At 61.9% G+C, this 13,397-nt stretch carries 12 protein-coding genes; 8 read left to right on the top strand and 4 right to left on the bottom strand.

Annotated features, from left to right (window positions below; all coding sequences use genetic code 11):
- Positions 1 to 48: 48 nt before the first annotated feature.
- Both ACLRGI_RS01490 and ACLRGI_RS01485 read left to right on the top strand, forming a co-directional pair.
- The gene (locus ACLRGI_RS01490; RefSeq protein ID WP_419199957.1) at positions 49 to 855 is read left to right on the top strand and encodes an SDR family NAD(P)-dependent oxidoreductase; all 807 of its coding nucleotides are present in this window, start codon (positions 49 to 51) and stop codon (positions 853 to 855) included.
- Positions 855 to 2,123, top strand: coding sequence for an acyl-CoA dehydrogenase family protein (locus ACLRGI_RS01485; protein ID WP_419199956.1), 1,269 nt, complete (start codon positions 855 to 857; stop codon positions 2,121 to 2,123). Before ACLRGI_RS01490 ends, ACLRGI_RS01485 begins: the two co-directional genes overlap by 1 nt.
- A 21-nt stretch (positions 2,124 to 2,144) precedes the next feature.
- Here ACLRGI_RS01485 and ACLRGI_RS01480 read toward each other — a convergent pair whose 3' ends face one another.
- From ACLRGI_RS01480 to ACLRGI_RS01470, 3 genes are all read right to left on the bottom strand, one after another.
- The gene (locus tag ACLRGI_RS01480) at positions 2,145 to 2,972 is read right to left on the bottom strand and encodes a DUF1684 domain-containing protein (RefSeq protein WP_419199955.1); all 828 of its coding nucleotides are present in this window, start codon (positions 2,970 to 2,972) and stop codon (positions 2,145 to 2,147) included.
- Between the two features lie 246 nt (positions 2,973 to 3,218).
- Entirely contained in the window at positions 3,219 to 4,574 is a 1,356-nt protein-coding gene (locus ACLRGI_RS01475) for an Ig-like domain-containing protein (RefSeq protein ID WP_419199954.1), read from the bottom strand.
- Positions 4,575 to 4,677: 103 nt separating this feature from the next.
- Positions 4,678 to 5,439 (bottom strand): hypothetical protein, encoded by a 762-nt coding sequence (locus tag ACLRGI_RS01470; RefSeq protein ID WP_419199953.1) that lies wholly within the window; start codon positions 5,437 to 5,439, stop codon positions 4,678 to 4,680.
- A 166-nt stretch (positions 5,440 to 5,605) separates the two neighbouring features.
- Here ACLRGI_RS01470 and ACLRGI_RS01465 point away from each other — a divergent pair, with 166 nt between their 5' ends.
- The 5 genes from ACLRGI_RS01465 (at position 5,606) to ACLRGI_RS01445 (ending at position 12,016) form a co-directional block, all read left to right on the top strand.
- Positions 5,606 to 7,153 (top strand): sigma-70 family RNA polymerase sigma factor, encoded by a 1,548-nt coding sequence (locus tag ACLRGI_RS01465; protein ID WP_419199952.1) that lies wholly within the window; start codon positions 5,606 to 5,608, stop codon positions 7,151 to 7,153.
- A gap of 162 nt (positions 7,154 to 7,315) precedes the next feature.
- Positions 7,316 to 8,245, top strand: a complete 930-nt coding sequence (locus ACLRGI_RS01460) for an ATP-grasp domain-containing protein (protein WP_419199951.1) — start codon at positions 7,316 to 7,318, stop codon at positions 8,243 to 8,245.
- Positions 8,246 to 8,367: 122 nt separating this feature from the next.
- Positions 8,368 to 8,688, top strand: a complete 321-nt coding sequence (locus ACLRGI_RS01455; RefSeq protein WP_419199950.1) for a hypothetical protein — start codon at positions 8,368 to 8,370, stop codon at positions 8,686 to 8,688.
- A gap of 117 nt (positions 8,689 to 8,805) precedes the next feature.
- Positions 8,806 to 11,604 carry a phosphoenolpyruvate carboxylase gene (gene ppc / locus ACLRGI_RS01450; protein ID WP_419199949.1) on the top strand — a complete coding sequence of 933 codons (2,799 nt, stop codon included), beginning with the start codon at positions 8,806 to 8,808 and terminating at the stop codon, positions 11,602 to 11,604.
- Between the two features lie 106 nt (positions 11,605 to 11,710).
- A complete protein-coding gene (locus ACLRGI_RS01445; protein WP_419199948.1) occupies positions 11,711 to 12,016 on the top strand; it encodes a hypothetical protein in 306 nt (101 codons plus the stop codon).
- 23 nt (positions 12,017 to 12,039) lie between these two features.
- On the opposite strand, the gene ACLRGI_RS01440 is transcribed toward ACLRGI_RS01445, so the two are convergent.
- Positions 12,040 to 12,684, bottom strand: a complete 645-nt coding sequence (locus ACLRGI_RS01440; protein ID WP_419199947.1) for a DedA family protein — start codon at positions 12,682 to 12,684, stop codon at positions 12,040 to 12,042.
- A gap of 54 nt (positions 12,685 to 12,738) precedes the next feature.
- On the opposite strand from ACLRGI_RS01440, the gene ACLRGI_RS01435 reads away from it, so the two are divergent.
- Positions 12,739 to 13,329 (top strand): O-acetyl-ADP-ribose deacetylase, encoded by a 591-nt coding sequence (locus tag ACLRGI_RS01435; RefSeq protein ID WP_419199946.1) that lies wholly within the window; start codon positions 12,739 to 12,741, stop codon positions 13,327 to 13,329.
- The last annotated feature ends 68 nt before the right edge of the window (positions 13,330 to 13,397 follow it).

The following is a 13,397-nucleotide window of genomic DNA, read 5'->3' as shown; positions in this document are numbered from 1 at the left end:
TCCAGTTAACATGCATTAACGGATTTGGGTCTGCATCAAGGAGGATGAATGGACATCAAGGGCACAGTCGCGCTGGTAACCGGCGGGGCATCAGGGCTGGGGGCGGCTACTGCGAAGCGCTTGTTCGACGCCGGCGCCTCGGTGGTGCTTGTCGACCTGCCGCAATCGGCGGGAGATGACTACGCCGCCGAGCTCAATGCGGGAGGCTCAAGCGAGGGGGAGTCGGGCCCGCGCGCAGTGTTCGCTCCCGCGGACGTCACCAACGAGTCCCAGGTGCAGGCCGCCGTCGATGCCGCAACGACTTTGGGGCCGCTCCGGATCGTGGTCAATTGCGCCGGCATCGCGACCCCGGGGAAAGTCCTGGGCCGCGAAGGCGTGCTGCCGCTGGAGAACTTCAACAAGGTCATCCAGATCAACCTCGTGGGCACTTTCAACGTGATCCGTTTAGCCGCTGCAGCCATGGTGGAAACCGAGCCAGTCGCTACGGAACTGGGCGGGCCCGAACGCGGTGTCTTCATCAACACCGCATCCGTGGCAGCCTTCGAAGGCCAGATAGGGCAGCCGGCGTACGCCGCATCCAAGGGGGCTGTAGCAGCCATGACGCTGCCCTTGGCGCGGGAGTTCGCCCGTTCACTGATCAGGGTAGCCACCATCGCCCCCGGCATCTTTGAAACACCCATGATGGCCGGACTGCCCCAGTCAGCCCAAGACTCCCTTGGACAGCAGGTTCCGCACCCCGCGCGACTCGGCCGTGCCGCCGAGTACGCAAACCTGGCGGCCCACATCGTGGAAAATGCCATGCTCAACGGGGAGACAATCCGCCTTGACGGTGCCATCCGTATGGGGCTCAAGTGATGGATGATTACAGCGGCACTCCGGGGTCAACGCCTGCTGGGCCGGTTCCACCGTCCGTAGCTGACCTTCCCACTGCTGACTTTTTCGACTTCGAATCGCTGCTCAGCGTCCAGGAACAGCGGAAACTCAACGAACTGCGGGCATTCCTTGCCTCCGAGATTGCCCCTTACGCCGGGCAGTGGTGGGAGAAAGCAGAGTTCCCGGAACACATCCTCCCCAAGCTTGCGGCCCTCCGGCTCAGTGCGCCCGCCCAGCGTGGATATACGCACCTCTTCGCAGGCCTGGTCATCGCCGAAATGACACGCGTCGACACCTCGATAGCGACGTTCTTCATGGTCCACCACGATCTCTTCGTGGAGTCCCTGTACGACTTCGGCAGTGACGCACAACAGGACCGCTACCTCGACGACGCCTCCAATCTCCGCACCACCGGGGCCTTCGCCCTTACCGAGCCGAATCACGGATCCGACGTCGCCGGGGGAATGGAGACCACCGCCCGCCGTGTTGAGCGCGCAGATTCCGACGGCGGCGGCTACTGGGTAATTAATGGCGCCAAACGCTGGATTGGCAACGGGACATTCTGCGACTACATGTTGGTATGGGCCAAGGACGAATCAGATGGCGCCGTGCGTGCCTTCATCGTTGACGCATCCCTGCCGGGCATCACGCGGAGCCGCATTGAGAACAAGATTGCGCTGCGGACGGTGCAAAACGCCGACATCGTCTTCGCGGACGTCAAAGTAGCCGAAGCAGATCGTTTCGCCGGCATCAGCAGCTTCGTCGACACCAACCATCTACTTCGCGGGTCCCGCATCATGGTCGCGTGGCAGGCCGTTGGCCAGCAACTGGCAGCCTTCGACGTCGCACGCCAGTACGCCGTCGAGCGCATGCAGTTCGGCAAGCCGCTGGCCAAGTTCCAGCTCGTCCAGCAACATCTGGTGGACATGCTCGGAAATGCGGTGGCCAGCATGGGGATGATGGTCCGTATTGCGCAGTTGCAGGAGGACATCTTCACAGATGCCCAAGGCGTGCGGCACGGAGGTGCCGAAATGGCGCAGGTGGCACTCGCGAAGGCCTACTGCAGCGCCAGGATGCGGGAAACCGTGGCATTGGGCCGGTCAATCCTGGGCGGGAACGGAATAGTCACCGACTACCGCATCGCGAAAATCTTCGCCGACGCCGAGGCCATCTATACGTACGAGGGCTCCTACGAAATCAACTCGCTGATCGTCGGCCGTGCAGTGACAGGGGTTTCAGCCATAGCCTAGCCCCGCCTTTGGCATCCGGGGTTACTCCTGGGGAAGCTTCTCTCCGGCTTCCACCCGCACATCGATTGAATTTCCTCTGACTGGCATGGGGCAAGTGCCATAGGGAGTGAAGGCGCTGGGGTAATTAATGGCCCGGTTGAAATCGATCACCACGGACCCGTCCGGACGAGGCCGGGGGATGAAGACCTTGCGCCATTCATCAGTGGTGTCACCGTTGGTTTCATCGTGGAAAGTTACGTTGAGCGCGCCCAGCTTCTCCTCTTCCGCGTGCAGCCGGATTTCGTGGGGAACACCCGGCACCCGGAACACAACCTCGCCAACCGTCCGATGGACCCCGTCCACCAGGGGGTTGGCCGTGCCGATTGGTACGTCCTGCGGCTCGTCGTAGGCTTCGAACCGGCCCTCGATCACCCAAGCCGGGTTGAAGTCATAGGTGGGCACACGCTTGAACCCGGTCAACACAGGCGAGCTGTTATCCCGGGTGCGAACGGCGTACTTATCCGCACGCATGGCGAGTTCCACCACGACTTGCTTGCCGTCGTCGCCCCCAAATTGCACCCACATGAGCGACTCTTCGTCCTGCAGTGTAGCTGTGATGGTCCCCTCGACGGCCCGTCCTGTCTCCACCAGTGTGAGTCCGTCCGCAGTGCTCGCCGTGAGGAAAGCGGCGCTGCCATCTGTGGACCATAGACCCGGAACAAGTTCAACCTCGGATGGTTGGCCCTCAAGCCATTGAAAAGACGTGAGAGTCAACCAGCCGTGTTCTGCGGCGAGGGCTGTGTTTCGACCTGCGCGGAACCTCTCCCAACGGGCAAGCTGGGCGTCGTTGGCGGTGGTGGGCGTGCTCATGGTTCTCCTCGGCTGGTGTTCGCGTCAGTTCGTGGCGGGTGCACTTGCCTCAACTATGCGCCGGGCCCGGTCATTCCCCGAATCCGAACAACTTGAGCAGGGAGACGTATACCTTGGATCGGCTCGCGCTGGCCCTGATTCATGCCAGCGCGAGCCGGGATTGGTGGACGGAAACGATGGGCCGTGCACTAGGTGCTCAGCCCATCGTTCTCGTCTCGCCCCTAAGGGCGTTGTGCGATCGCTCGCTTAGTGCGACTGCTTCCTGTACTTACGCGCACCTGCGAAGGCGAGCAGGGATCCCAGGGCCAGAAGTGCCGCAGCAATGAAGATGAACGACTGGCCTTGTGCGCCGGTGCTGGCCAGCTCAGCTTCGGCCGGCTGCGCCGGGTTGTTTACCGGTACGGGGTCGGACGGTTCTACCGGAAGCACCACAACCGCGGGGCTGGTTGTGCTCGGAGCAGGTGTTGCCGTGGTGGCACCAGTGCCAACGCTGGCGCTGGGCATCGGTGCAGGCGTCGCCGGAATGGTGCTCGGGCTCGGCGTAGGTGTAGCTGTCTCTGTGGTGCTCGGGCTTGGGGTCGGTGTAGGCGTTGCTGTCTCTGTGGTGCTCGGGCTCGGCGTCGGCGTTACCGCAATTGTTCCGTCTCCCGTTCCGCTGGCATTGCTTCGGCGCATCTGGGCCCCAACAGGGTTTTCCTCGCCTGAGATGGTCACGGTTCCGTTATTTTCATAAACGTCCAAGGAAGCATCAGAGACCTTGGTCACGACGAAGAGCTCCACGTGTTCGCCCTTGGGAAGACCGGTCCAACCGACGGTGAGCGACTGCGGAGTGCACTCGATGGTGGCTGGGTACTGCTCGTTGTCGAAAGGTTCAACGATGTTGCCGTCGTTGCCCATTACCTTGCCAACGCGAGGCGTAACTTGGTTGCAATCGATGACCATGCCGGGCGCCGGGACATCCGTGACTACGACGTCGTTGGTCTCCAAGACCATGGCAGGCATGTAGAGGACCGATTCAAGTTCTGTTTGGGCCGGGTCCGCCCACCACATCGACTTTCCAGCCTCTGTGGGCACACCAGGGCTACAGTCTGCTGTGCAGGGTTCGGTCGTTACCGGAACGCGAACCACGCTGTCGCCGACGGTGAAGCTCAGTTCCTCTGTTCCTCCTCCGGTTGTCGGGTTCACGGAGTACTGCGTGGCCAAAGAACACGTTCCACCCACGTTCAACGGATGTGAGGCTACGAAATCGGTAAGCGTGAAGATCACCAGGCCAGCTTCGTTGGCTGTAGCTGTTGCCACGGTCTGACCATCCGGGTTCTCCAGATCGAAAGTCGCAGCACCAAACCACCGCAGCTCAGCGGGAAGCTGGAGCGTGAAAGTGTCCCCGGGTTGCGAGTAGTCCGGGACGGACCAGGCACAGGTCAGATCCACTTGGTCCCATTGCCCGGTGACTATGGATTCGGTGCTGATGGTGATCTCCGCGTCCTCGATGGCTGCGGCGCTGGCAGGCATGGCCGACAGCCCGAGGCCCAGGACAGCCAGGACAACAGCCATTAGCGCAGTCACCAGCGAAAGGGTTTTTAGATGGATCTGATTGTTCATTTTTTGGATGGTCCTTAGAATCCTTGGTCTTGTTCCGTCACAAGGTGAGTGTTCTCGGTTCATGGTTCGTGACGCCGGGAATCGGATTCCGGACCAAGGTCGGCTAGCAGGATGAGTCCTGAACGGCCGTTGTGCTTGTTGCAGCTGTAGCCGCTGCAGCCCCGGAAAGCGGGTAGAACTTCATGCGCGCAGGCCATAGGCGCCCCTCGCCCAGGGCTTCCAATGCCGCCTTGCACTCCAGCAGCCGGGACAGGTTGTTTTCGCTGACGGGAAAGAGGATGTGGATAGCGGAATTCTGGTACATCGCTACCGCTCCGGTTCCGTGTAGTTCCCCCTTGACGGCTTCCCCGAGCCGGGCCAACAGTGTCCAGCAGTGGCTGCGGCTATCACGCGGCCCGGGCAGCGAAATGATTGCCAACGCATGAGAACCCGGGCGCTGCGCCCCGAACGTGGACACCTCGTGGATGCGTCGTTGAAAGTGTGCTTGGGTGGCCAACCCCGTGTAGACATCGGTGCAGGAGAGGGGAGGGGATGTTTCGGCTACCTCGGCCCAGCCTTCTGCGACTGATTGAAGAGCGTCGACATCCAGGGCCTGCTCCGCGGCAGCGAACAATGCGCGGAAGTCGTTCATGGTCTCGCTGATACTTACGCCGTTCCTCGCGCGGGCAGCACCCAGCAATTTGGCCGTGGGCGCCGGAACCATTGCGCTGGTGGCGAGGGAGGCAACCACTGTCCGAACCTCCGGCAGGAACCAATCGGCGCGGAACCGCCAACCCGTTTGGTAACTGACGGTCTGCCATCTGCGCAGCAATAGGTGCCGCGAGAACGTGCATTCTGCACGTGATTTTGTCCGGAACGATGTCATATCCGAACAGTGCACTGGAAACCCGTTTCGTGACGAAGTGGTTTCACGAACGTTGCTAAAGACTGTGTACAAACCGGCGTCACGACTCGGCGTCTGCCCCCACTCCTTATATGGGCAGGGTTCTTTATATGTGGGCAGGGTTCTTTACGGTTTGGGGGTGCCATAGATGGCACGCAGGTCATACGCAAGCAGCAAATCCGACGTCGAAGACGACGGACAACTCATTGAGTTGGTCCGCAGCGGAGACGTGTCCGCCTTCGATGGACTCTACGAGCGCCACGTGTCCATTGCATCCACCGTCGCCAGGCGCAACGTGGACAATCAGAGCGACGCCGAGGATGTGGTGGCCGAGGCTTTCCACTCCGTACTGCAAAGCCTTATTGCAGGAAAAGGCCCGGACACCTTCTTCCGGGCCTACCTGCTGTCGACGGTAACCCGGTTGTCCCACCAGCGGAATCGGAAAGCCGGCAAGGTGCTGCCCAGTGGCGACGATGCTGTCCTGGACCAGACCCTGACCGACTCTGACGCAGCCATCAGTGCCTTCGAGTCGCGCACAGTGGCCAAAGCGTTCCGTGCCTTGCCGGAGCGGTGGCAAGCTGTGCTCTGGTATCTGGACGTCGAACGCATGAAACCTGCAGTCGTGGCGCCGATCCTGGGGCTCTCCGCCAACGCAGTATCTGCTCTCGCCCTTCGTGCACGCGAGGGCCTCAGAAGGCAGTACCTGCAGTGCCACATTGCGGAGCAAGCTGATGGTAAGTGTGCCGAGTACGCTTCGAAGCTCGGCAATTACATCCGTGGCGGGCTATCCGCTGCCACTGAACGCAAGGTCCGTGACCACCTGCACGGCTGCTCCACCTGCACGGCGGCCCTTGCGGAACTTAAGGACGTCCAGGGGAGCATGAGGGCAGTCCTTCTGCCCCTGGTTACAGGAATCCCAGCCGCAATATGGGCGGGGAAAGGCGCAGGACTCGGTGCTTTGGGCGGGATCGTCCCGGCGCAGGCGACCGTGGCCGTCCCAGCCCTCGCCCAGCCGGTGGTGATGGCTGTCGTCGCAGCAGCTGCTGTGGGACTCGTCCTGGGGGCCGTAGGAATCGTGGACCAGCTGACTCCGGATGCCTACATGGAGCAGCGGGCTGTGGAGCCTGGCGGTACTGATGTGGAAAAAGATCCGGTGCTGCCCCTGCCTCTGCCTTCCCAAACCAGCGCTCCGATCCCTGTTCCTTCCACTCCTGTGGCACCGCCCGTGACTGTAGTACCGCCTGTGCCGGAAGTGCCAGCGGAAGTGCCGGTCACACCCTCTCCTGTTCCCGCACCCGTAAATACTCCTACTCCCTCGCCTTCAGTAGTGCCGCCGACCCCCGCTCCAGTGATTGTGGACGGCTCAGTGCGCCGGAGCCGGGACGGGGACTCCGGCAGCAGCACTATGGAAGTCGGCTTCCAGGTTGCCGGAACCAGCCCCTTGAGGGGCGGCACGGCCGTGTTCTCAGTGGAAAAGAACTCGTGGATAGTGGAGGATTCCCTTCGCGCCCCGGAAGGGTGGAGTTGCTCGATGGAGAGCCCGCAGGTGGCCAGGTGCGCCACCGACTCAGTACAGCGGGAGGACCTCCACTTCCACCTTGAAACAGGCTCCAAGCGTCACGTGGCCGAAAGGGTCCTCACCTACACGTTGAGCGGACCAGGGCTGGCCGCGAATAAGTTCACTTCCCGCTACTGACATCAAATCACCATGGCCGTTTGCGTCATGATTTTCCTCCGGGGCCCACTCATCCATCGGCGGTGCCCGTAGCAGGTGGCACGCACTACCAAAAAGGGGAGAAATGCAGTCAACCACGGGCACCGGTGTGGTGGATCCTTCAACCGTCCCGAGGGCCCTCTGATGGCGCGCGTCCTGGTAACAGGCATTGCCGGCCCGGCAGGTTCCTCCTTGGCTCGCCAGCTGAAGTCGAAGGGGCATTGGGTGCTGGGAGCGGACGAGATACCGGTCCGCCGAGGGTCAGCAGACGCTATGGCGATCGTGTCACCAGCCACTGCCCCCGGGTACCTCTGGGAACTACGGGGACTGGTGGCGACATATGGGATCGAAGTACTCATTCCCACCATGGGTGGCGAACTCGTCGTGGTGTCCGAGGCCCGTGACGATTTCGCCCCTGGAGTTCGTGTGGTAGTTGCGGAGCCCGCGCCCGTAAAGACAGCGAATGACAAGTACTTCACCATGGCCTGCCTTGCGGGGGCGGGTGTGAGGGTGCCGGGTTTTGGCCTGCCAAGTGTTCTCGGATCCGTGCAGGATGCCATGGACCTGCTGGGCGGTCCGCTGGTGGTCAAGCCCCGCGTTTCACACGGCGGGCGTGGTGTGCGGTTGCTGGAACGGACTTTCGACGGCGGTGCCCGCGCTGCCCGTATTTGGGCAACCTTGGACGATTCCTGGGTTGTGCAACGGTATGCGCCGGGTACCGAATACGCGTCAGTTGGCCTTCGATGCCGACAACTGACGGGGCCGGATGATGTGCTGGTTGTCTTGGAGAAAACGGCAAGTGAGAAGGCACGGGCGGGCGCTTCCCCGGCACTTCGAATCCGCAAGGTTCGGCCTTTTGCAGACCCCGATGTCGCCGAATTGGCCGCTTCCGCTGTTGCAGCCCTTGGACTGACCGGACCACTGACTGTTGATATAAGGCGCTTGCAGGACGGCACGCCGGCGGTTTTGGAAGTGGAGGCCAGGTTCGGCACGTACAGTGCCCACGCGCCTCAGCTTTTGGACAATGTTCTGGACTGCTACGTGGGGAGCCGACTGCTGGGAAAGTCTGCATGACGTAAGGAAGTTGAAAGCGGGCTACTGCGTTCGGGTCCAGCCGCTCGCCGCGGGATCGTCCCTTCCGGCACAGGGCCGGACGAAAGCTGTGTTCCATTCTCCGCCAGGAGTAGCCTGAACGCATGGCGATTGATGCACTGGTTCCGATCGTGGTCAGTTTGGCCCTCATCTTCGGGTCGATCTGGGCGGGCACGCGCTTGGTGATGAAGGGCGTCCCCGCGAAAGGAGCAACCGGCACGCTCGGAAGTGTTTTGTCCATGATCGAGCCAGCCACGGGTGCGCCGACAAGAATGGAAGCCGCAGCAGCCATTGAAGAGATGAGGCAGCGCCGCCATGAGTCGCTGTCCGCAGGTCCGGGCACGGCGGATGGCGAGCTGTTCAGCGGAAAGGTAGTGCTGACGCGGCCCGTCAGCAAAACTGCGGAAGGCGACGTCAAAATCTGAGACGCATTCTTTTGTTGAGTTCTGTGCGGGTAAGATCCCGTAGGAAACATTAGTAATCCGGCTCACAGTATCCAGCGCAGTGTACGGGCCAAAACCAGATTCCGAAGGTATGTATCTATGGTTCACACTGCCCATCAAGACACCGATCTCGCTGCCGAACTGCGTGCCGACGTGCGACGCGTTTCCACTCTTCTCGGCGAATCCCTGGTACGACAACATGGTCTGGAACTGCTCCAACTCGTGGAACAGGTTCGTTTGCTGACCAAGGAGTCCAAGGAAGCCGCCCGCGGCGGGGCGGATGCTACCGGCCCGTGGAGCGCGCACGACGTCGTGGCCCAGGTCCGCGAGTTGCTCGCCTCCCTGCCGCTGGACCAGGCGACGGATTTGGTCCGGGCCTTTGCGTTCTACTTCCACCTCAGCAACGCGGCCGAGCAAGTGCATCGTGTCCGTGGACTGCGCACCCGCCAGGAAAAGGATGGGTGGCTGGCAAAAGCTGTCTCGGAGATTGCCGGCCAGGCGGGCCCCCAGGTTCTGCAGGATGTGATCAACGAACTGGACGTTCGCCCCATTTTCACGGCGCACCCCACCGAGGCTTCCCGTCGCTCTGTGTTGGACAAGGTCCGTAAGCTATCGGATGTCCTAGCCGAACCCACTACGGAAGGGACCTCGGCACGGCGCCGCCAGGACCGGCAACTCTCCGAAATCATCGACCAAATGTGGCAGACCGACGAGCTCCGCCAGGTTCGCCCTACTCCTGTTGATGAAGCTCGGAATGCCATTTACTACCTGAACAGCATCCTGACCGATGCCATGCCTGAAATGCTGACGGACCTTTCAGAACTCCTGGCCGAGCATGGCGTCACGCTGCCGGCAGCAGCTGCACCTCTTAAGTTCGGCTCGTGGATCGGTGGCGACCGTGACGGCAATCCGAACGTTACTGCTGCAGTAACCAGGGAAATCCTGCAGTTGCAGAACCAGAATGCTGTCCGCATCAGCATTGCCCTGATCGACGAACTCATCTCGGTGCTCTCCAACTCGACGGCTCTTTTTGGGGCCGACCAAGAGCTGTTGGATTCGATCGCCGCGGACCTCAAGAACCTCCCCGGCCTGGACAAGCGCATCCTTGAACTGAACGCACAGGAGCCCTACAGGCTCAAGCTGACCTGTATCAAGGCCAAGCTCATCAACACTGGTCGCCGCATTTCAGCTTCCACCTATCACGAGCCGGGCCGTGACTACGCAACAACTCCTGAGTTGCTTGCTGAGTTTGGACTGCTTGAGGCATCGTTGCGGAACCACTCGGCCGCCCTGGTGGCAGACGGCGCGTTGGCCCGCGTTCGCCGCGCAATTGCTGCCTTTGGTTTGCACTTGGCAACCTTGGACATCCGCGAGCACGCCGACTACCACCACGATGCTGTGGGGCAGCTCGTAGACAGGCTCGGTATTGAAAAGCCCTACGGTGAATTGACGCGTGAGGAACGCTTCACCTTCCTTGGAGCCGAGTTGGCGTCCCGCCGCCCGCTCTCCGGCCACCCGATCAAGCTTGAGGGAACGGCGGACGGCACGTACGACGTCTTCCGGAGTATTCGCCAGGCGCTGCACACCTACGGGCCGGATGTCGTGGAAACGTACATCATCTCCATGACCCGCGGTGCCGATGACGTCCTGGCCGCAGCGGTTCTTGCCCGCGAGGCTGGTCTGGTGGACCTCTTCAGCGGCAAACCCCACGCCAAGATCGGTTTCGCTCCGCTTTTGGAAACGGTGGAGGAACTCCGGGCTTCGGCTGAGATCGTGGACCAGTTGCTCTCTGATCCGTCGTATCGGGAACTGGTCCGTCTCCGCGGAGACATCCAGGAGGTCATGCTGGGTTACTCCGATTCCAATAAGGAATCCGGTGTGATGACCAGCCAGTGGGAGATTCACAAGACCCAGCGCAAGCTGCGCGACGTAGCGGCCAAGCATGGCGTTCGTGTTCGCCTCTTCCATGGCCGCGGAGGCTCCGTGGGCCGCGGTGGCGGACCCACTTACGATGCCATCATGGCCCAGCCGAACGGCGTCCTGGAAGGCGAGATCAAGTTTACCGAGCAGGGTGAGGTCATCTCGGACAAGTACTCGTTGCCCGAGCTCGCCCGTGAAAACCTCGAGCTTTCCCTGGCTGCAGTGATGCAAGGTTCGGCCCTTCACCGCACTCCGCGCACCTCTGAGGACGAGCGCGAGCGCTACGCCAACGTTATGGAAACCATCTCGGACGCAGCGTTCGCCCGCTACCGCACCCTGATTGACGACCCCCAGCTTCCGGCCTATTTCCTGGCGTCTACGCCGGTGGAGCAGCTGGGTTCATTGAACATTGGCTCGCGCCCTTCCAAGCGTCCGGATTCGGGTGCGGGACTCGGCGGTCTACGGGCCATTCCCTGGGTTTTCGGTTGGACGCAGTCACGCCAGATTGTTCCCGGCTGGTTCGGCGTGGGCTCCGGTTTGAAAGCCGCCCGCGAAGCCGGGGATACGGATCAGTTGCTGGAAATGATGGACCGCTGGCACTTCTTCCGTTCAGTCATCTCCAACGTGGAGATGACCTTGGCCAAGACAGACATGGAAATTGCGGGTCACTACGTTTCCTCGCTGGTGCCTGAGGAACTGCATCGCTTGTTCCACATGATCCGCGACGAGTACGAGCTCACTGTTGCCGAAATCGAACGGCTCACGGGTGAGATGGAGTTGTTGGATGCACAGCCGACGCTGAAGCGTTCACTTGAGATCCGTGACCAGTATCTGGACCCGATCAGCTATTTGCAGGTGGAGCTCCTTAGGCGCGTGCGCGAGGAACAGCTGTCCGGAGGCGAGATCGATGAGCGGCTCCAGCGGGCCATGCTCATCACCGTCAACGGTGTGGCGGCGGGACTGCGCAACACCGGCTAGCAAACCCTCTCCCACATCCCTCGGGCTTGGGCGGATCCCTCTCCCACCTGCTGAGAGAGGGATCCGCCCAAGGGCGCGGGATGTGCGCGAGCGTTAGGGTAGTGGGATGCCGTCGTTCCAGACCAAGTTGAGAATCACTGGCCTCAAACCGGGCAACCCACCCGAAGCGGTGATGGCCGCAGCGGTGGAAGCCCTGGAAACCCGCCACCACGTCGAATCGAACCAGCTCGACATCGTCGGTGGCGTACCCCAAATCAGCCTCCGCTTCACTGTGGGCGACCGTGATTATTCAGGTGAGAACGACGAAGCCCGGACGTCGGCAGCCATGATGCGTGACGCCGTCGAACGCGTAGCCGTGACTGGAAGCCTTTACGTGTTGCGCCGCAGCCGCGGCCGTTGGTCGCCGGTCTAGAAAACCGGCGCACGCCACAGGCGCTACTCGGGCTGGGGCACGTCGCCGGGTTTGTCTGCGTCGAACGGTTCGTCCACGGGGGACCGGCTCCCGCGGCGTCGGGTGACGATCAGACCGACCACCACACCGATGACCAAGCCCACCCCCACTCCAATGAGGGAACTGGCCCAAAAAGGAAGCTTGGTGGTGGAGCCTGTGAAGTATCCCAGACCGACCTGCCACACAGCCCATAGCACGGCGCCCAGCCCGGCACACAGGCTGAAACCTCGGACCGAGACGTTGGCGATGCCTGCCGCGGATGACGTGGCGAGTCTGCCACCGGGGATGAAGCGTGCGCCGATAATGGCGCCGTAGGTCGATGAACGGCCGGCTTTGGCAATGGCTTCGTGGATTCCACGGTGGACGCGGCGGCCCCACGACCACCGGTCCAGAACGTGGCTGATACGACGTTTGAACAGCAGGAAGACGGCCATGTCGCCCAGCCAGGAAGCAAACGCAGCCAGAAACAGAATGAGCCAGAAGTTTGTGTGGCCGTCGGCTGCGAGCGCCCCGCCGGTAATTACCACCATCTCGGAGGGGATAGGCGGAAAGATCGCATCGCCCAGCACAATGGGGACGATCCACAGGTAAATAGCGGGTCCCCACGTTTCTGGAGCGATGATGTCCATGGGCAAAAGGTACCGCACTTGCCGTGTCCGCCGCTCCGGAGTGAGACTGGCGGCATGCGAATCCAGATTTTGCAGGGTGACATCACCACTCGCAGCGTTGACGCGATAGTGAATGCCGCCAACTCGTCATTGCTCGGTGGAGGGGGAGTGGACGGCGCTATCCACAGGGCAGCCGGCGCGGAACTCGTTGAGGCGTGCCGCGAGCTGCGCCGGACGAAATTGCCGGGCGGACTTCCGGTGGGTGCCGCCGTCGCGACTCCCGCATTCAGGCTGCCTGCGCGCTGGGTGATCCACACTGTGGGGCCCAACCGGCACGCGGGACAGACAGATCCGGCGCTGCTCGCCTCATGCTTCCACGAAAGCATGAAGGTGGCGATGGGGCTTGGTGCCCGTTCCATCGCCTTCCCTGCGATCAGCGCCGGAATCTACGGTTGGGATGCCCGTCAGGTCGCGGAGGCAGCGTTCGACGCCGTGACGTCGTTTTCGTCGTCGTCTTCAGCGGGCGGCGCTGCGGAGAGCCTGCTTGAGGTGGTTGAGTTCGTGCTGTTTTCGGAAGAGACGACGGCGGTCTTTCGCGCAGTATTTGATTCCTCACCGGTGTTCGATTCCGGGCCCGTGGTCGATTCCTCGCCCGTGGTTGACTGACGTTTGCGGCGCTGCACGAGGTAGTAGAGGACCGTCACGAGGGCCAATGACGGGAGCCCGAAGATCAG

It is taken from the genome of Paenarthrobacter sp. PPS72 (assembly GCF_048537125.1).
In the GTDB taxonomy this organism is placed as follows: Bacteria; Actinomycetota; Actinomycetes; order Actinomycetales; family Micrococcaceae; genus Arthrobacter; species Arthrobacter nitroguajacolicus_E.
Note: the sequence above shows the minus strand (reverse complement) of the source record. Positions and strands in the feature narration are given on the sequence as shown.